The sequence below is a fragment of the Chitinophaga sp. genome, assembly GCF_039596455.1.
Taxonomy (GTDB): Bacteria; Bacteroidota; Bacteroidia; order Chitinophagales; family Chitinophagaceae; genus Chitinophaga.
Map to the genome: position 1 here is coordinate 1,192,005 of NZ_JBCNJR010000001.1, position 19,072 is coordinate 1,211,076.

At 53.0% G+C, this 19,072-nt stretch carries 14 protein-coding genes; 11 read left to right on the forward strand and 3 right to left on the reverse strand.

Going from position 1 to position 19,072, the window contains the following annotated elements:
- Window positions 1-520: 520 nt before the first annotated feature.
- The 9 genes from tatC to ABDW36_RS05060 all read left to right on the forward strand — a co-directional run bounded on the left by tatC (window position 521) and on the right by ABDW36_RS05060 (window position 13,576).
- Complete coding sequence (gene tatC, locus ABDW36_RS05020; RefSeq protein ID WP_343700780.1) at window positions 521-1,366, forward strand: twin-arginine translocase subunit TatC; 846 nt, start codon at window positions 521-523, stop codon at window positions 1,364-1,366.
- A gap of 44 nt (window positions 1,367-1,410) precedes the next feature.
- Entirely contained in the window at window positions 1,411-1,869 is a 459-nt protein-coding gene (gene rpiB / locus ABDW36_RS05025; RefSeq protein WP_343700781.1) for a ribose 5-phosphate isomerase B, read from the forward strand.
- A 247-nt stretch (window positions 1,870-2,116) separates the two neighbouring features.
- On the forward strand, window positions 2,117-5,161 hold the full coding sequence (locus ABDW36_RS05030; RefSeq protein ID WP_343700782.1) for a PQQ-dependent sugar dehydrogenase: 3,045 nt from the start codon (window positions 2,117-2,119) through the stop codon (window positions 5,159-5,161).
- 87 nt (window positions 5,162-5,248) lie between these two features.
- Complete coding sequence (locus ABDW36_RS05035; protein WP_343700783.1) at window positions 5,249-6,769, forward strand: M28 family peptidase; 1,521 nt, start codon at window positions 5,249-5,251, stop codon at window positions 6,767-6,769.
- A gap of 77 nt (window positions 6,770-6,846) precedes the next feature.
- Complete coding sequence (locus tag ABDW36_RS05040) at window positions 6,847-9,171, forward strand: UvrD-helicase domain-containing protein (protein WP_343700784.1); 2,325 nt, start codon at window positions 6,847-6,849, stop codon at window positions 9,169-9,171.
- A gap of 12 nt (window positions 9,172-9,183) precedes the next feature.
- A complete protein-coding gene (locus ABDW36_RS05045) occupies window positions 9,184-9,642 on the forward strand; it encodes a regulatory protein RecX (RefSeq protein ID WP_343700785.1) in 459 nt (152 codons plus the stop codon).
- Between the two features lie 75 nt (window positions 9,643-9,717).
- On the forward strand, window positions 9,718-10,509 hold the full coding sequence (locus ABDW36_RS05050) for an amidohydrolase (RefSeq protein WP_343700786.1): 792 nt from the start codon (window positions 9,718-9,720) through the stop codon (window positions 10,507-10,509).
- Between the two features lie 15 nt (window positions 10,510-10,524).
- On the forward strand, window positions 10,525-12,195 hold the full coding sequence (locus ABDW36_RS05055; RefSeq protein WP_343700787.1) for a glycosyltransferase family 39 protein: 1,671 nt from the start codon (window positions 10,525-10,527) through the stop codon (window positions 12,193-12,195).
- Window positions 12,196-12,313: 118 nt separating this feature from the next.
- Entirely contained in the window at window positions 12,314-13,576 is a 1,263-nt protein-coding gene (locus ABDW36_RS05060; RefSeq protein WP_343700788.1) for a hypothetical protein, read from the forward strand.
- 21 nt (window positions 13,577-13,597) lie between these two features.
- On the opposite strand, the gene thiL is transcribed toward ABDW36_RS05060, so the two are convergent.
- Entirely contained in the window at window positions 13,598-14,626 is a 1,029-nt protein-coding gene (gene thiL, locus ABDW36_RS05065) for a thiamine-phosphate kinase (RefSeq protein ID WP_343700789.1), read from the reverse strand.
- A gap of 4 nt (window positions 14,627-14,630) precedes the next feature.
- Window positions 14,631-15,401: an inositol monophosphatase family protein gene (locus ABDW36_RS05070; protein WP_343700790.1), complete on the reverse strand. Its 771-nt coding sequence runs from the start codon at window positions 15,399-15,401 to the stop codon at window positions 14,631-14,633.
- 86 nt (window positions 15,402-15,487) lie between these two features.
- Between ABDW36_RS05070 and ABDW36_RS05075 the strand changes: the two genes are divergently transcribed.
- Both ABDW36_RS05075 and ABDW36_RS05080 read left to right on the forward strand, forming a co-directional pair.
- A complete protein-coding gene (locus tag ABDW36_RS05075) occupies window positions 15,488-17,026 on the forward strand; it encodes a GH3 auxin-responsive promoter family protein (protein ID WP_343700791.1) in 1,539 nt (512 codons plus the stop codon).
- A 15-nt stretch (window positions 17,027-17,041) separates the two neighbouring features.
- A complete protein-coding gene (locus tag ABDW36_RS05080; RefSeq protein ID WP_343700792.1) occupies window positions 17,042-17,680 on the forward strand; it encodes a LysE family transporter in 639 nt (212 codons plus the stop codon).
- Window positions 17,681-17,755: 75 nt separating this feature from the next.
- Here ABDW36_RS05080 and ABDW36_RS05085 read toward each other — a convergent pair whose 3' ends face one another.
- Window positions 17,756-18,793: a 2-oxoacid:ferredoxin oxidoreductase subunit beta gene (locus tag ABDW36_RS05085; RefSeq protein ID WP_343700793.1), complete on the reverse strand. Its 1,038-nt coding sequence runs from the start codon at window positions 18,791-18,793 to the stop codon at window positions 17,756-17,758.
- Window positions 18,794-19,072: the final 279 nt, after the last annotated feature.

The following is a 19,072-nucleotide window of genomic DNA, read 5'->3' on the forward strand; positions in this document are numbered from 1 at the left end:
TTAAAGGCTGAGATACAATAAATTAAGAATAATTTCGTTTAGTAATTATACAAAAACGTAATACAGCAGTCACAAAATCGTTCTGAAACAGAGTAGTAGTAAATTAACACGAATTGAATTAACAGTGTAGGCTTAACGTAACACAATAATTTGATTTTTGTTAAAAGGTTGTAAAAAACTTTGTTGTAACATTGATAATACGATATTTCTTTCTATTTTTGTTTTAGAAATTTAAAAGCGCTGTGAGGGTTGTAACTTAAATCTGATAGCTTGCCATTAAAAGAGTAAGTTATTGCTTGAACAGTAGCGAAAAAAGACATTCTCGAATTCAACTTTTTTGGGGTTAACAAACAATGGATGAAAGGCCGGCTCTTGATTCTTCTCGGGCTGGCTCTTTTTTTTGCCCTCTACCGCAAATACTCCCCGTTCCTCTTCTTTTTTGTTTTACCTTACACCCGTTTTTTACATTTTCTATTCACTGTGCACGTATTATATTTGTGCTCCTGATTCATCATATAGCATGTTAAAGAAGTTATTCTCGAGCAATGAGGACAAGGCAGAGATGTCGTTTTTTGACCACCTGGAAGAGCTGCGCTGGCACCTGGTAAGGTCTGCCTTCGCAATTGTTGCAGTGAGCATTCTCGGGTTTGTGTTTACGGACTGGATACTGACCAACGTAATTTTCGGTCCCACCCAACCGGATTTTCCTACTTACCGCTGGTTGTGCAGCGCCAGCCATGCGCTGGGGCTGGGAGACAAAATGTGCATCACCCCGCCGGAAATAAAGTTCCAGAACTACAAGATGGCCGGGCAGATCATGCTGCAGTTCAAACTTGCTTTCATATTGGGTATTATAGGCGCCTTCCCTTACGTGATCTACGAATTCTGGCGTTTTATTCGTCCCGCCCTGAAAGAGAACGAAGCCAAGGGCTCCAAAGGCGTTATTTTCTGGGTGAGCCTGCAGTTCCTGATGGGCATCGCTTTCAGCTATTTCCTCATTGCCCCTTTCATGATCAACTTCCTGGCCAGCTACACCGTGTCTGAGGTGATCAAAAACGAATTTTTCATTGACGATTATTTCGGGCTGATGTCCCAGATCATACTGGGCATGGGCGTTCTCTTCGAAATGCCCATCCTGGTTTACTTCCTCACCAAACTTGGCCTGCTCACGCCCATGTTCATGCGTACCTACCGGCGGCATGCGGTAGTGGTGATACTCATACTGGCGGCTGTTATCACCCCGCCGGACGTGTTAGACCAATTGCTGGTTTTCGTACCTTTATACCTGCTGTACGAGATCAGTATCTTTATTTCCGCCAAGGTATACCGCGAGCAGGAAAAAGCGGAAGCGGAAGAATGGTCCTGATAACAGCAAACAGCACATTGCTTAACCAATATAAACTGTAGGGTATGGAACAAACAACTTTTGATCTTGCATTGCCCGTGGCCATCGGATCTGATCACGCAGGGTTTGCGTACAAGGAAGAGGTGATCTCTTACCTGGAAGGGAAAGGACTGCAGGTAGAAGATTTTGGCACCCATTCCGTTGATTCGGTAGATTATCCTGACTTTGCGCATCCCGTAGCCAACGCGGTGGAATCAGGCGGATATGCCTACGGCATTCTCATATGCGGCAGCGCTAACGGTGTGGCCATTACGGCCAACAAACACCAGGGCATCCGCGCCGCCATTTGCTGGGGAGACGAGCTGGCCCGCCTGGCACGCAGCCACAACAACGCCAACGTGCTCTGCATTCCGGCCAGGTTTGTAGATACCGCCACCGCAAAGGAAATGGTAGACATCTTCGGGGAAACGCCCTTTGAAGGTGGCCGCCACATGAACCGCGTAAGCAAAATAGCTTGTAGCTGATACATCAGAAAAAATTACCTGAACGGGCCGCATCGTTTAAGTGATGCGGCCCGTTCTGTTTTTAAAATAAATTAAAATAGAAACTTGCTTTATTAAATTTTAATTCGCATTTTTCGGTTACCCTCCAGTAATATTTACAATAACCAGAAACACGTTCATGTCCGCCTGCCAATGGCCGCAGGCCCACGGGAAAGGCATGTCATTACCTGATGGCTGGACCTGTTCTGGCAAAAGAAAAACAGATAAAATGCTACGGAACTATTTGCTGCCGGTTGTATTGCTGGTGTTACTAGCCTCATGTTCAGGCCCCAAAAAGAAAATGCTGTATTACGCCCATCAGCCGGAAGACACGCTGGCCGCACAGTTGACCCGCATAGCTGCCAGCCACGGTTACACCGCCGTTGTAACAGGCAATGCCGCCTATCTGCAAACAGATTCCCTGGCCATGTTCAACCTGGTATGCATGCCCGTTTCAGCATTGAACGGGCTCAACCATATAGCCGTACCTGAGCTGAAACGCTACCTGGAAGCGGGCGGCGGGCTGCTGGCCATCAAAGACACCGCGCTGGCGCTGCCGGGCTACCCATGGCTGCAGGCGCTGGATACAGTTACCGGCGCCCGCCGGCAAGATAACGGTACCGTATATGTTTTACCGCAACCGGTCAGTGAACAGCAATTGAATGAAGCATGGACGGCCGCCGGCCGGCCGGACATGCGCCGGGCCACAACGCTCCCTGTGCCTGACAGCGCGCGCTACACCCGCACCGTGCTGGCGCAAGGTTTTGACGAGCCCATGGAAATGGCGGTGCTGCCGGGGGGAGACGTGTTGTTCATAGAACGCAAGGGCGCTGTGAAGCTATATGACCATACCTCCGGCCAGGTAAAGACCATTGCCAGCTTCAGCGTATTCAGCGGCATTGAGGACGGGCTGCTGGGCATGACGCCAGACCCCGGTTATGAAAAGAACCACTACATATATTTCTATTACGCCGTGCCCGGTGAGAAAGCCATCAACCGTCTCTCCCGATTTGAGCTGAAAGACGGCAACCTGCAGCAGGCCTCGGAAAAGATATTGCTGGAAGTGCCTACCCAGCGGCGCTATTGCTGCCATTCCGCCGGTTACCTGAAGTTCGATACCAAAGGGCTGCTCTACCTCTCCACCGGAGACAACACCAATGCAGAGGAAACAGACGGTTATACACCGGTAGATGAAAGGCCCGGCCGCCACTTGTCTGACGTGCAGGCCACATCCGCCAATACCGACGACCTGCGCGGAAAAATACTGCGCATCAGGCCGGAGCCCAACGGCACCTACAGCATACCAGACGGCAACCTCTTCCCGAAAGACGGTTCCAAAGGCCGCCCTGAAATTTATGTAATGGGCAGCCGCAACCCTTACCGCTTCAGCATAGACGCAGAAACAGGCTATCTCTATTGGGGAGACGTAGGGCCAGATACCAAAATACGCGGGGAAGACGGAGAGCTGATGAGCTATGATGAAATTAACCAGGCAAAGCAGCCCGGCTTTTACGGCTGGCCCTACTTCCTGGGCAACAACCAGGCCTTCCCGTTGTACAACTACGCCAACAAAGAATTGCGGCCTAAAAAAGATCCCGCGCGCCCGCTGAACGTTTCTCCCAACAATACCGGCCTGCAGGAGCTGCCCCCGGCACAGCCCGCCATGATCTGGTACGGCAAGAGCGCCTCCCGTTATTTTCCGCTGGTGGGCAAAGGCGGGGCCAGCGCCATGGCCGGCCCGGTATTCTACAGCAAAGCGTTTGAAAAGGCGCCCTACCGCCTTTCTCCCTACTACAACGGCAAACTGCTGATCTATGAATGGATACGCGGCTGGATGATGTTCATCACCTTTGATGAGAAAGGTAATTACCTGCGCATGGAGCCGTTTTTGCCGCATATCAAATTTGAAGCGCCCGTAGATGTACAGTTTGCGCCGGATGGCTCCCTGTATGTGCTGGAATACGGTTCCAACTGGTTCTCCAAAAACACCAATTCCAAGCTGGTGCGCATCACCTTCAAGGAAGGCAACCGTGACCCCGTGGCCGCCATCAGCGCAGACCGGCTGAACGGCGCCGCCCCGCTTACGGTGCAGCTTTCCGCGGCCGGCTCGCGTGATTTTGATAAAGGGGACAAACTTTCGTTCCAGTGGAAAATAGGAGAGCAGACGGCAGAAGGAGAAACCGCCACCCATACTTTTGACAAACCTGGCGTGTATGCTGTTGCTCTTGCCGTAAAGGATGGAAAAGGCGGCGAAGGCCGCGCAACGCTCCAGCTGAATGTAGGTAACACCCCGCCGGTAGTGAAAATACAAACACCCGCCAACCGTACTTTTTATTGGGACAATGCTCCGCTTGAATACCAGGTAGCGGTAACAGACGCGGAAGATAAAGTGATCAGTCCTGATCAGCTGCAGATCTCCTTCGGCTTCCTGCCTGACGGTCGTGATGCGGCTGTAGTACTGGCCCAGGGCGGTACCGGAAATGTAAAGCACCTGGCCGGCCAGCAGTTGCTGAACTCCCTTGATTGCAAGGCCTGCCATTCCATGAAAGACGCCTCCATTGGCCCGGCTTACACCGCGGTGGCGGAGCGCTATGCAGGCAAGGGGCATGAAGTGGCGCAAACACTTGCCGGCAAAATCATCAAGGGCGGCAGCGGCAACTGGGGCACACGGGAAATGTCTGCCCACCCAGACATGCAACCGGCAGACGCGCTGGCCATAGTGCAGTACATTCTTTCCCTGTCGGAACAGCCTGCCGCATTGCCCGCCACAGGCACGCTGGTGCTGAAGGAGCACATCGGCAAAAGTCCGGAAGGCCGTTACCTGCTGAACGCACGGTATACAGACAAGGGGGCCAACGGCGTGCCGCCACTCAGCGGCAGTACTTACCTGCTGCTGCGCAACCAGCTGATAGAAGCGGAAGATTTTGACGAAGGCAATGTGAAGACCAGCACCATCACTACTCAATTCCTGACCTTTGCCGCCAACGTGCGCAACAACAGCTACGCCCGGTTTAACGACATTGACCTGAACGGCATCAAACATATAAAGTGCAGGGTGAAAGGGCTGGAAGGCGGCACTATTGCGTTCCATATTGACGCGGCCAACGGCCCGGAGGTGGCCAGGGCAACAGTGCCCGGCGGTATGAAGGAGTGGCAGGAAATAACCGTGCCCGTGAGCAGCTTGCCCGGCATGCACCCGTTATACCTGGTATTTACCGGCGCGGCAGATAAGCCGCTGCTGCACCTTGACCGGCTCTACTTCGACCACCGGTAGCGCACGGCGGCTTTTTTGTTGTTTCCCGGCAGCCGCTGCGCTACGGCAGGCATATTTCTTTATTTTTACCGCCATAAACAACCGTACATGAAAAAACTTGTATTCATGGCCTGCCTGATGGCGGGCGGCACAGTAGCCTGCGCGCAGGTAGCTACCAAGCGCAGCGCGCCCAAAGCCGCTACTCCCTATGCCAAAACCATTACTGCGGCAGATTTGAAAAAGCACCTTTACATTATTGCCGCAGATGACATGGAGGGCCGCGAAACAGGCAAGCCCGGCCAGTACAAGGCGGCGAAATATATTACGGAACAGTTTAAGCGCGCCGGCCTGCAGCCCGGCGCAGGCAACGGTGAATGGGAGCAGCCTTTCAGCCTCTACCAGGATACGCTGGTGAACGCCACCATTACCGCCGGCGGTAAAACCTTCGAGTTCGGAAAAGACTTTTACACCGGCCTCAGGGATGCAAAAAACCTGGAGCTGCAGCAAACCGGGGTGGTATTTGCCGGCTACGGCAATGTGAGCGAAACCTTCAACAGCTACGAAGGCATTGACGCTACAGACAAGGTGGTGGTGCTGGCTGAAACGCCCCGCCAGGCCGCTGCGGAGCAGAAAGACAAACTCCGCGCCGCCGCTGCCAAAGGCGCCCGCACGGTCTTTATCGTATCTTCCAACATGCCCGGCATTACCCGCGCCGGCAGCCGCCTGCGCAGAACAGGCCTGTACTTCGGGGATATGGCCACCACCATGGAGTTTATTCCCAACGTATATTTTATTTCCCCTGAAGTGGCCGCTGCCATATTCGGGAAACCCTACGCCAGCCTGGTGGAGGGCCTGCAGCCCAATAACCCGGTGCCTTCCGCGGCAGGGCAGATTGCCGGCCTCGTATACCAGAAAGACGTGGTGGAGATCAAGTCCAGCAACGTAATGGGCATACTGCCGGGTACGGACAAAAAAGACGAGTATGTTTTTGTGACCGCCCACTATGACCACATCGGCATCATCAACGGCGAAGTGCACAACGGCGCAGATGACGACGGTTCCGGCACGGTAGCGGTGATAGCCATGGCAGAGGCTTTCATGAAAGCCAAAAAAGCCGGCAAAGGCCCCCGCCGCAGCATTGTGTTCATGACGGTGAGCGGTGAGGAAAAAGGGCTGCTGGGCTCCCGCTATTATACGGAGCACCCGGTGTACCCGCTGGCCAATACCGTGGCAGACCTGAACATAGACATGATTGGCCGGATAGACGCAGACCATGCCAAAGACAGCAACTACGTGTACATCATCGGAGACAACAAGCTCAGCTCCGAGCTGCGCCCGGTTAGTGAAGCGGCCAACAGCCTGGTGGGCCTCAAGCTGGATTACAAGTATAACGATCCCAATGACCCCAACCGCTTTTATTACCGTTCAGACCACTACATGTTTGCGCAGCATAAAATTCCCATCATCTTCTATTTCAACGGGGTACACCCGGATTATCACGGCCCGGACGATACGCCTGACAAGATCAGCTATCCCCTGCTGGAAAAACGCGCCCGGCTGGTGTTTTACACCACCTGGGAGGTGGCCAACAGGGAGGGGCGGCTGAAGGTGGACAGGAATGAGAAATAGATGACGCCTAGTTATCCACTTATTTCGTGATCCCACCCTCAAATCGTACTTTTACAGCCGGCAAATTTTTTGAAGTGATGAAGGCAAACTATTTAGACGATCTGAACGAACGGCAGCGCGAAGCGGTAACCTCCCTCAAAGGGCCCCTGATGATCATTGCGGGCGCGGGTTCAGGCAAAACCAAAGTACTGACAACCAGGATAGCCCACCTGATGCGGAACGGGGTGGACGCTTTCAATATACTGGCGCTGACCTTTACCAACAAGGCGGCCAAAGAAATGAAAGAAAGGGTGGAAAAGATCCTGGGCGGCAATGAGGCGCGCAACCTCTACATCGGTACCTTCCACTCCGTATTTGCACGCCTGCTGCGGGCAGATGCCCCCAAGCTGGGCTACCCCGGAGATTTTACCATCTATGATGCAGACGATGCCAAGAGCGTGGTGAAAACCATCATCAACGAGCTGAACCTGGATGACAAGCATTATAAGCCCAACCTGGTGTACAACCGCATTTCCGCGGCCAAAAACAGCCTGATGGGGCCGGAAGAATACCAGCACGACTATTACATTCAGCAGGAAGACCAGCGGGCCAGCCGCCCGCTTACCGGCAAAATATACGATATGTATGCCAAGCGCTGCTTCAAGAACGGCGCTATGGACTTTGACGACCTGCTGTTCAAAATGTACGTGCTGCTGAAAGGCTTCCCGGAAGTGCTGGCCAAGTACCAGCACAAGTTCCAGTACATCATGATTGACGAGTACCAGGATACCAACCCCGCCCAGTATGAAATAGTAAAGCTGCTGGGCGCCGTGCATGAAAATATTTGCGTGGTGGGAGACGATGCGCAGAGCATCTATTCCTTCCGTGGCGCCACCATCCAGAACATATTGCAGTTTGAAAAGGATTATGACGATGTGAAAGTGGTGAAGCTGGAGCAGAACTACCGCAGCACCAAGTCTATTCTTAACGTGGCCAACGAGGTGATCGCCAAAAACAAGGGCCAGATAGAAAAGAACTTGTGGACGGACAATGTGGAGGGAGACAAGATAAAGCTCATCCGCACCAATACGGATAACGAAGAGGGCAAATTTGTGGCAGACACCATTGCTGAACAAAAGCTCCGCAATCACTACAACAACCGCGATTTCTGCATCCTCTACCGCACCAACGCCCAGAGCCGCGCCTTTGAAGAAAGCCTGCGCCGCCTGGCCATTCCCTACCGTATTTTCGGGGGGCTTTCCTTCTACCAGCGTAAAGAGATCAAAGACTTTATTGCCTACCTCCGGGTGATCATGAACTCGCGGGACGAGGAGGCCATCAAGCGCATCATCAACTACCCCGTGCGCGGCATTGGTAAAACAACCATTGAAAAAGTATCTATCTACGCCAATGACCAGAACATCACGTTCTGGCAGGTGCTGGAAAACGCGCGTGATTTCGGCTTCAAGGGCGGCACGCTGGATGCCATAGAGAACTTTGTGACCATGATACAGAGCTTCCGCGTAATGCTGGACAAACATAACGCATACGAAGTAGCTGTACAGGTGGGCAAGTCTACCAACATTGTCAAAGAGCTGTTCAACGATAAAACCACCGAAGGGCTGGCCCGCTACGAAAACGTGCAGGAATTGCTGAACTCCATCAAGGAGTTTACCGAAACGCCTACGGAAGACGGGGAGCTGCTGGACAACAAGAACCTGGGCGTGTACCTGCAGCAGATCACCCTGCTCACAGACGCAGACAACACCAATGATGAGAACAGCGACGTGGTGAAGCTCATGACCATTCACGCCGCCAAGGGGCTGGAGTTCCCGGTGGTGTTTACGGTGGGGCTGGAAGAAAGCCTGTTTCCCAGCGGCATGTCTATCAACTCCCGTGAGGAGCTGGAAGAGGAACGCCGCCTGTTCTACGTGGCCGTTACCCGTGCAAAATCACGCCTGTTCCTCACATACGCCAATAGCCGCTACCGCTTCGGGCAGCTGCAGCAAAATGAGCCCAGCCGTTTCCTTGACGAAATGCCGGAGCGTTTTGTAGACCGCAGCTATGCCGGCGGCGGCCTCCGCAACACCGGCAGCTTTGGCGGCGGCGGTGTTTCCTGGGGCGGCATGTTCGATAAAAAGAAAACCACGCCCGCACCCACGGCCAACCCGCTGGCCAGGACCGCACCCAAACCTGCTACGGCGCCCGTAAGCACGCACGTGCCCTCGCCCGGCTTCACGGCAGACGACCCGGCTACCATGGAAGCCGGCATGGACGTGGAGCACCAGAAGTTCGGCTTCGGCAAGATCCTGAACCTGGAAGGAGCGCCCAACAACCGTATTGCTACGGTAATGTTCCCGCAGGCGGGCGGAGAAAAAAAGATCATGCTCAATTATGCCAAGCTGATGATCGTGAAAAAGTAAATTTTTCCTTTCATGAAAGCCGATCTGCTTAAACTGCGCCACTACTGCGCCTACCAGGAGCGCTGCCATTCCGAAGTGCGGGAAAAGTGCTACGAGCTGGGCCTGCGCGGTGAGGAGATGGAAGAAGCCATTGCCCACCTGGTAGAAGAGAACTTTCTCAACGAAGAGCGTTTTGCCAGGGCCTACGCCGGCGGCAAGTTCAGGATGCAGCAATGGGGCCGCAAAAAGATCAGCATGGTGCTCAAACAGAAACAGGTAAGCCCCTATTGCATCAAAAAAGGGCTGGAAGAAATTGATGAAACGGACTACCGGAACACCCTGCTGGCCCTGGCGGAAAAGAAATACCAGCAGCTGCGCGGGGAACAATACCTGAAAAGGCAATACAAAACCATGCAGTTCCTCCTGCAAAGGGGCTACGAACAGGAGCTGGCAAGGGAGGCCATTGAACAAATCGCAAAAAAGGAAGAATAAACCCGCAATAATTCAAAACTTTCTAAGTTTTACTGCCGTAAATTTGAGGTCGTTTTGTAGTAATTCAACTTTGTTATGTCTGATTTAACGGTCACGCTGATTCAAGCTAATCTGCACTGGGAAAACATTCCGGCCAACCTGGCCATGTTTGATGAGAAAATTGACGCTATCAAGGAGAAAACGGAAGTGATCGTGCTGCCTGAAATGTTCAGCACCGGTTTCAGCATGCAGCCGGAGAAGCTGGCGGAAAGCATGGATGGCAGCGCTGTGCAGTGGATGAAGAAAAAAGCGAAGGAAAAGAACGTGATCATTACCGGCAGCCTTATCATTGAAGAAGGCGGCGCTTACTACAACCGCCTGATCTGGATGCTGCCCAACGGCCAGTACGGCATCTACAACAAACGCCACTGCTTCGGCTTTGCCGGGGAGGATGACCACTATACCGCGGGAGACAAACGGCTGATTGCCCAGGTGAAAGGCTGGAAAATAAACCTCAATATCTGTTATGACCTGCGCTTCCCCGTTTGGGCGCGCAATACCATACAAGACAACGGCGCCCCTGAGTACGATGTGCTGATCAACGTGGCCAACTGGCCCGAACGCCGCAGCACACCCTGGCGCGCCCTGCTGCAGGCCCGCGCCATAGAGAACCAGTGCTACGTAATAGGCGTAAACCGCGTAGGTAATGACGGTAACGATATTTACCACAGCGGAGATTCCAGCATCATAGACCCGGTGGGAGAGATCATCTACCACAAGGCCCATAGCGAAGACGTGTTTACCCACACTTTCTCCCGTGCCCATCTTGACGAAATGCGGGCCAAGTTCCCCTTTATGAAGGATGCGGACAAGTTCATGATCCTTTAACTATCTTCGCGGACTATGATCCGCTTTTTTACCAAAAACCAGTATAAGTACGGGGTTTTTGCCCTTTGGGCCATACTGGCCATTTTGCAGGCTTCCTTCACGGAGCTGATGGATGATGAGGCGTACTACTGGGTGTACTCCCGCCACCTGGACTGGGGGTATTTTGACCACCCGCCCATGATAGCGCTGCTCATCAAGCTGGGCTACGCGCTTTTTCATAGTGAGCTGGGCGTAAGGCTGGGCATGGTAGTACTGAACGTGCTCACGCTGATACTGGTAGACAAGCTGATACCACAGAAAAACAACCTCGTATTTTACCTCATCCTGGCGGGCATGGGCGCCATGCAGCTGGGAGGCATCCTGGCCGTGCCGGATATTCCGCTGATATTTTTCGCCACGCTGTATTTTTATATTTACCGCAACTTCCTGGAGTCTCAAAGCTGGAAAAACACGCTGCTGCTGGCCCTTAGCATGGCGCTGATGTTTTACAGCAAATACCACGGCGTACTGCTTGTGTTTTTTACCGTGCTCTCCAACCTGCATTTGCTGAAACTCTACCGTTTTTACATAGCCGTGATAGTCACCAGCGCATTGTTTTTCCCGCACCTGTACTGGCAGTATACACACGGTTTCCCTTCCCTGCAATACCACCTGGTGGAGCGCAATGCCTCCGCCTACGACATCAGCTTTACGCTGGATTATTTGCTGGGGCAGGTATTGCTGTTTGGCCCGCTGGTAGGCTGGCTGCTCTTGTACTATGCTTTCCGCACGCCGGTGCAAAGCAGCTTTGAACGTGCCCTAAAGTTCAGCCTGGTAGGCGTGCTGGCTTTTTTCCTGCTCAGTACTTTTAAAGGCCGGGTAGAGGCCAACTGGACGGTGATGGTATTTGCCCCGCTGGTGATACTGGCCCATCAGGGCATGGTAAGGCAGGGTTATTCCATGAAGGTGCTGCAAAAAACGTGGTGGGTATCCCTGCTGCTGGTACTGGTGGTGAGGGTGTACATGGTGTGGGACTTTGCGCCCGGCGTAGAGATACGCCCTGAAATACATCACAATAAAACCTGGACGGCCGCACTTTCGCAAAAAGCAGGCGGCAGGCCGGTGGTGTTTGTGAACAGCTACCAGGCGCCGTCCAAATACATGTTTTATACCGGGCAGCCTTCGTACAGCCTCAATAGCGCCTTTGCGCGCAGAAGCCAGTACAATTACTGGCATATGGAAGAGGGCATGTGGGGCAAGGGCGTGCTGCTGGCCTCCGGCTACCGGGGCCATTTCTCCAGCCCCGACAGTCTTTTGCGCACACAGGGTACTATTTACTTCGATACAGTCTCACCCTATTACTCCTACCAGCTTATACAGTTCATGCCGGCCGTTAAAGCATACACCCTGCGGCCCGGGGAAACACTGCAGCTGAAAGTGGGGGTACAGAACGGGTACAACGTGCCGGTGCAAACCAACCCGGCAGCAGCGCCCTTTGTGGAGTATGTTTGCTGGAATGATGAAGGGGTGCGGAACGTGGTGAGATCTGATCTGCCGCTTGCCACTGCTTTGCAGCAAGATAGTGTAGTGATTCCCGTAACCGCTCCTGCTGAAAAAGGAAATTATCATCTGAAGCTCACCTTGCCGGTACCGGCGGGCCTGGAGCCCTCCAATAACAGCCCGCTGATCCGGTTAAAAATAGAATAAGATATTGCCTGGGGCGGATAAAAAGCCTGTTCATTCCGCTTTTTTGACGGCTGGCGAAAAACACAGGTAGGGGCAGCTGGTAAGTGGTATTTTGCAACACATACCTATCTGCTGTAAAATGAAAAAAACAATTGTATACCCCTTTCTGGCCCTGCTGCTGGCAGGCGCAGCCTGTAAAAAAACTGCTGAAAAGCAACCCCTTCCTGAACCGGTACAAACAGAACGCGGTACGGTATTGCACCTGCTGGCAGAAAAAGAGATAGACGCTGCCGGCGGCCACCTGTCTGATGCTGACGGTACCGTTTCCGTTACGGTGCCGCCCGGCGCCGTCAGCGCACCTGCGAGGTTTACCATTCATGCTATTAACAACACGGTCAATACAAGGCGGAAAGCCTACCGCCTTTCACCGGAGGGCGCATTGAAAGCGCCGGTAACGGTTACATTCCATTATACCGCGTCAGATCTGGAGAATACGGCGGAAGAACTGATGACCGTATTTTTTCAACAACAGAACGGCACCTGGAAAGTGGTGCCCGCAGTGCTGGACAAGGCGGAAAGAACGCTTACCGTTACCACCAGCCACTTTAGCGACTGGATGATTAACGGGGCCTTTGAAATGTATACCCCCGCTCCGGTTATTCAGGTGGGCGAAGAGGCGCGGCTGAGGATGATGGGCATTCATGAAGATCTGCTGGCTCCCTTGCTGCCGTGGATGGACTTTGAGCATGTGACGGCAGCGGGAAGATGGAAGATCATCAAGGGGCAGGGCGTGTTAACGCCAGTGCCGGTTGAACATAAGCCCCGCCTGGCAATAGAAGCAGTATACAAAGCAGATGTGTCTGAAAGCCAAACAGTGGAGGTAAGCGCGGAGGTAGAGGGTTTTAACCTGGTGAAAGACCCGGCCGCGCCGGGCGGGTATAGAAGAACAGGCAAGGTCATTATGGTTACGCCCATCATGGTAGTGAACGAAGCATACATGAACGGCGCGCTGGAAGAGCACAGCATCCGGTTTACTGAGGTGGCGGCGGTGGATAACGGCAGAATAGTCATAAATGGCACGCACCAGGGTTTTACGGTGGCCATACTGGTAAACAGCAACAAGGAAGGCAGTTACCCCTGCGGCATGATGGGTGAAGCCGGCAAATCTGCGGTGATGGTGACCAACGGCACGCTGCAGCCTCCGCTGGGTTTCAGTTCCTCCTATACGGAATGCCACCCGCCGTTTGCCACCAAACATTCATCCGGCAATGTTGTGATCAGGAAATGGGGCAAAGTGGGAGAACTGGTAGAAGGAGAGTTTAATGGCACACTCTATGCAGAAGGGTGTAACACCAAACAGAAAAAGTTAACGGTGAGTTTCAGGGCCCGCCGTTCGCTATAGACTGTTACGCCCAACCCCTGGTCATTTGAACGCGTTCCAGCCCTGCGCGGTGATCTGGTGTTTGTTGCCGCTGCGGGTAATAATGTGGCTGCCCTCAGCCGGGTCTGTCATGTAACCGATCACGGCAATTTCTTCGTTCAGCGTGATCTTGTCATAGTCCGCCTGTTTCATGGTGAAAAGCAGCTCATAGTCTTCGCCCCCGCTCAGCGCGCAGGCGGTGGGGTCAAGGCCCAGCTTCATGGCCAGCTGGCGGGCATCGTCTGCCACGGGTATCTTCTCTTCGTACAGCACGCAGCCAACGTTGCTTTGTTTGCAGATGTGCAGTATTTCTGAGCTAAGCCCGTCGCTCACGTCCATCATGGCGGTGGGCATTATTTCCTTGCCGGCCAGGAAAGAGATGATGTCTTGCCGCGCTTCCGGCTTCAGCTGCCGGCCTATCACATAGGTCTGGTTTTCCAGGTCAGGCTGTATCTGCGGGTTTTCGAGGAAGATCTTTTTTTCCCTTTCCAGCAGGGTAAGCCCCAGGAAAGCCGCCCCAAGGTCTCCGGACACGCAGAGCAGGTCTCCCTTCTGGGCAGTGGAGCGTTTCACGAACTGATCTGGCGCCACTTCCCCGATGGCCGTAACGCTGATCACAAAACCCTTCTGGGAGGTGGAGGTATCTCCGCCCACCAGGTCTACCTTGTATCTTTCGCAGGCGGCATACACCCCTTCGTAAAACTCGTTGAGGGCTTCCAGTGAGAAGCGGTTGGAGAAGGCCAGGCTCACGGTAATGTGGGTGGGCGTGGCATTCATGGCGTAAATGTCTGACAGGTTCACCACCACGGATTTATACCCCAGGTGTTTCAGAGGGGTATACATCAGGTCAAAGTGAATGCCTTCCACCAGCATGTCTGTAGACACCACGGTCTGTTTGCCGAAGTGGTCTATAACGGCCGCATCGTCTCCCACGCCTAATACGGTGCCGGCGTTGTATATTTCAATGTTGCGGGTGAGGTAGTCAATCAGCCCGAACTCGCCCAGGTCATTTATTTCAGTTCTTTCTTCCATGTTATTATCTGTTGATCTCCTTCAGCAGGTCGTTATGCAGGTGGCCGTTGGAGGCCAGTATCTGTTTCTGGTAGGGGGAATAGGTGTTGCCGCTGAAATCAGTCACCTTGCCGCCCGCTTCCTGTACAATGAGGTAACCGGCCGCGGAGTCCCAGGCGTTGAGGTGGTGCTCCCAGAAGGCGTCGAAACGGCCGCAGGCCACCCAGCAAAGGTCTATGGCGGCGGAGCCCAGGCGGCGTACCGGCAGGCCCTGTTTAATGAAACGTTCCAGGGTTACCAGGGCGTGGTTGGGCTGCTCCTCTTCCCAAAGGTAGGGGAAACCGGTAACCATAAAGGCGTTGCTCATGCTGGTTTTGGAGGAAACGCTGATGCGCTTGTCATTCAGCGTAGCGCCAAAGCCCTTCTGGGCAAAGAACAGTTCGTTCATAAGGGGATTGTATACCGCGCCCAGTATCATTTCGCCATCCTGCTCCACCCCGATGCTCACGCAGCACAGCGGCACGCCATGGGCAAAGTTCACGGTACCGTCTATAGGGTCTATGATCCACTTTACGGGGGAGTCCATTTTCATCTCCCCGGATTCTTCACTGAGTATCTGATGTTCAGGGTAGTCTTCCCTGATCACGTTTATAATGGCTGTTTCCGCAGCTTTATCGGCTTCCGTTACCAGGTCGTTCACCGTAGATTTATGGCTAACTGTGAAAGTACCGTTAAAATATTCCTGTAAAACTTTTGCACCGGCTTGCGTAGCTTTGAGTAAGGTAGTTTTTAACATGGCGCAAAGGTACGAAGCTTAGCCAACTTACCCCCAATTCCAAACGAATTAACTATTTTTGCTTTTTAAAACCAGAAACGCAATTAATGGCCATCATTGGTAACCTGATTTCCAGATCCCTTCGTATCAGAAAACAGTTCACGTTTAAGTTAGGGACGCCTCGCCAGTACCAGTTGCAGGTATTGCGCCGGCTTATGGAAAAAGCGAAGCATACACAGTTTGGTGAACATTATGAGTACGAGAAGATACTGAACAGCCCCAATTGGGTAAGCCAGTTCAGAACGCGGGTACCCGTGCACAACTACAATAAAATGCACGCCGAATGGTGGTACAAATGCCTGGAGGGGGTGCCCAATGTGAGCTGGCCGGAGAAAGTGAAATACTTCGCCCTCAGCTCCGGTACCTCCGAGTCTGCCAGCAAACACATCCCCGTTACGCGGGACATGCTCAGGACCGTCAAAAAGGTAGGGGTTAAACAGCTATACTCCATGGCCAACTTCAATGTGCCGCCCAAATCTTTTGAAAAAGGCATCCTGATGCTGGGGGGTACTACCTCTTTGTTTGAAAAAGGGGATTATTACGAAGGAGATATGAGCGGCATCCAGGCCAAAAACATTCCGAAATGGTTCCGCCGCTTTTATAAACCCGGCGGCAATATATCCCGCAAGCCCAACTGGGAGCAGCGCATCAAGCTGATAGTACGCAAAGCCCCGCAGTGGGACGTAGGCACTGTCTGCGGCGTACCGGCCTGGGTACAGATCGTATTGGAGGAAATTATTAAATACCATAATGTAAAAAATATCCATGAAATATGGCCCAACCTGGCCATTTACATTCATGGCGGCGTGAGTTTTGAACCCTACCGTGACAGTTTCCAGAAGCTGCTGGGCAAACCCATCACCTTTATTGAGACCTACATGGCATCTGAAGGCTCTTTCGGTTTCCAGGCCCGGCCGGGCGTAAAGGGCATCAAGCTGGTGCTCAACGCGGGTATTTTTTACGAGTTCATCCCTTTTAACGAAGAAAACTTTGATGCAGACGGGGAGGTGAAGCCCAACCCGAAATCTTACATGATACATGAGGTGGTGGAAGATGTGGAATATGCCGTGATGCTCTCCACCTGTGCCGGCGCCTGGCGCTACCTTATTGGAGACGTGGTGAAGTTCACCTCCGTAAAGGAGCATGAGATCACCATTGTTGGGCGCACCAAGCAGTTTCTCAGCCTGGCCGGCGAGCATATGAGCATAGACAATATGAACAAGGCCATAGACATGGTGCAGAAAAAGCTGGGCATTACCATCCGCGAGTTTACCGTGGCCGGCTTCGGGTACGAAAACCTGTTTGCCCACCGTTGGTATATTGGTACGGACGCGCTGAACGTAGATGCGGAGAAGGTGAGGGAGATCATAGACCAGACCCTCTGTGAAGTGAATGACGACTATGCGGTAGAGCGCACCTCCGCACTGAAAGAGATTTTTGTAGAAGTATTACCTAACCAGGTTTTCCTCGATTACCTGCGTTGCAAAGGAAAAGAAGGGGCTATGAACAAGTTCCCCCGCGTATTGAAAGGTGAAAAGCTGAAAGACTGGGAACAGTTTGTGGCCACGAAAGCTGTGAAAGCATAACAAGTAATTGAACACATGATTGCCGCCATCATTGCCGGACTGGGTTTGGGAGTGTTTTTATCCGTGTCTGTGGGGCCCGTTATTTTTGCTATTATCAAATACAGCATTAGCAACGGTTTCCGTGCGGGTATCAGTTTTGCGCTGGGCGTATCTGCCAGTGACATCATGTTTGTGCTGCTGGGTAACCTGGCCTCCTCCTTTGTAGGCTACCTTGGCAATTTTACCACCGCCATCGGCATTGGCGGGGGCATTCTCCTCATCTGCATGGGCGTTTACGGCCTGTTTTTCAAAAAAGTAAGGATCACCACCGGGGATGAGCCCCCTGAAATGTTCAGCACGCGGGACTATGCCAAAATATGGCTGGGCGGCTACCTGATGAACACCCTCAACCCCGGTGTTATCATTTTCTGGCTGGGGGTATGTGTGGCCTATGCCGGCACTTCCGTCAGCTACCGGGTTACCATGTACAGCGTATGCCTGGCGTTTGTGCTGGCTGCGGATATTCTGAAGGTATTTGTATCTGACAAGATCCGCCACAAGCTCACCCTCACCAACGTGGTATGGCTGAACCGGGTGGCGGGCGTATGTATGGTCATTTTCGGGCTGGCGCTGCTGTACCAGGTGTTTTTCGGTGACGGAACGTTTACGCACTAAGGAAGCTCTTCATAATGCAAAGGCCCCTTGTTCATGGAAGAGCAAGGGGCCTTTTTATTTTCTACGGAGGATGGGTTACCGGATGGTCCAGGTTTCATTCCCGGCCAGCAGCTTGTCAAGGTTGCCGGGGCCTCTTTTGGCTACGGCCTCCTGCAGCTGTGCCGTCATAATATCATCATAGGTAGGCCTGAAAACCTGGTAGAACACCCCGAACGGGCGCGGCAGGTGGCCTTCTATGCGCGGATCGTCAAACATGCGGGTCAGTATCTGGGCTTTCCCGAAGTCTTGCTCGTCATGTATCCAAAGGTCTGAAGCGCTGTACTGGCTTTCGCCCAGGTCTACCACCACGGGGCGGTGGCCATCCAGGCGGATGCCTTTGTTTTTCTGGGCGCCGAAGATCAGGGGCTGGCCGTGTTCCACAAAAATGGCTTCCTGCGCCTTGGTAGACTTCTCTGTGAATATCTCGAAAGCGCCATCGTTAAAGATGTTACAGTTCTGGTATATTTCCAGGAAGGAAGCGCCTTTGTGGGCATGGCTGCGTTTCAGCATTTCCTGCAGGTGCTTGGGATCACGGTCCATGCTGCGCGCCAGGAAGGTGGCGTCTGCCCCCATGGCCAGCGCCATGGGATTGAAGGGGTGATCTATACTGCCGTACGGCGTGCTTTTGGTGATCTTGTTCTCTTCAGAGGTAGGAGAGTACTGGCCCTTGGTAAGCCCGTAAATCTGGTTGTTGAACAGCATCAGGTTTACATCAAAGTTGCGGCGCAGCAGGTGAATGGTGTGGTTGCCGCCAATAGACAGCCCGTCACCGTCTCCCGTTACGATCCACACGCTCAGTTCCGGGCGGGTGGCCTTCAGGCCGGAAGCTATGGCCGTGGCGCGGCCATGGATAGAGTGCATGCCGTAGGTGTTCATGTAGTAAGGAAACCTGGATGAGCAGCCTATACCGGATACGATCACTATGTTTTCGCGGGGTATGCCTAACCCCGGCATGATGGTCTGAACCTGTTTCAGTATGGAATAATCCCCGCAACCCGGGCACCAGCGTACTTCCTGGTCCGTTGCAAAGTCCTTGGCCGTCAATGGCTGCGGAGGGATGGTGGTAGTTGACATTATATTTATATAGTTTGAACTTCAAAGTTACGAATTACGCTGCTCATCCCAATACGCCGCCCCCTGGTTGGATCGGGAATTTTTTTGCCTTGTAACTGCGTATTTATCAATGTTTAGCAAGCAGCGAGTGTACCGGGGCCACGCTGTTTACTGCGCTGGCAAAGATAGGTATTAATCTACTAATATGGTAGGATGTTGCGGCGGCTGGGGCGCGGCTGAAAAATACCCATTAATGAGTATTGCGCGGGTGGCGGCGAATGTACAATTTTACAGTACCGC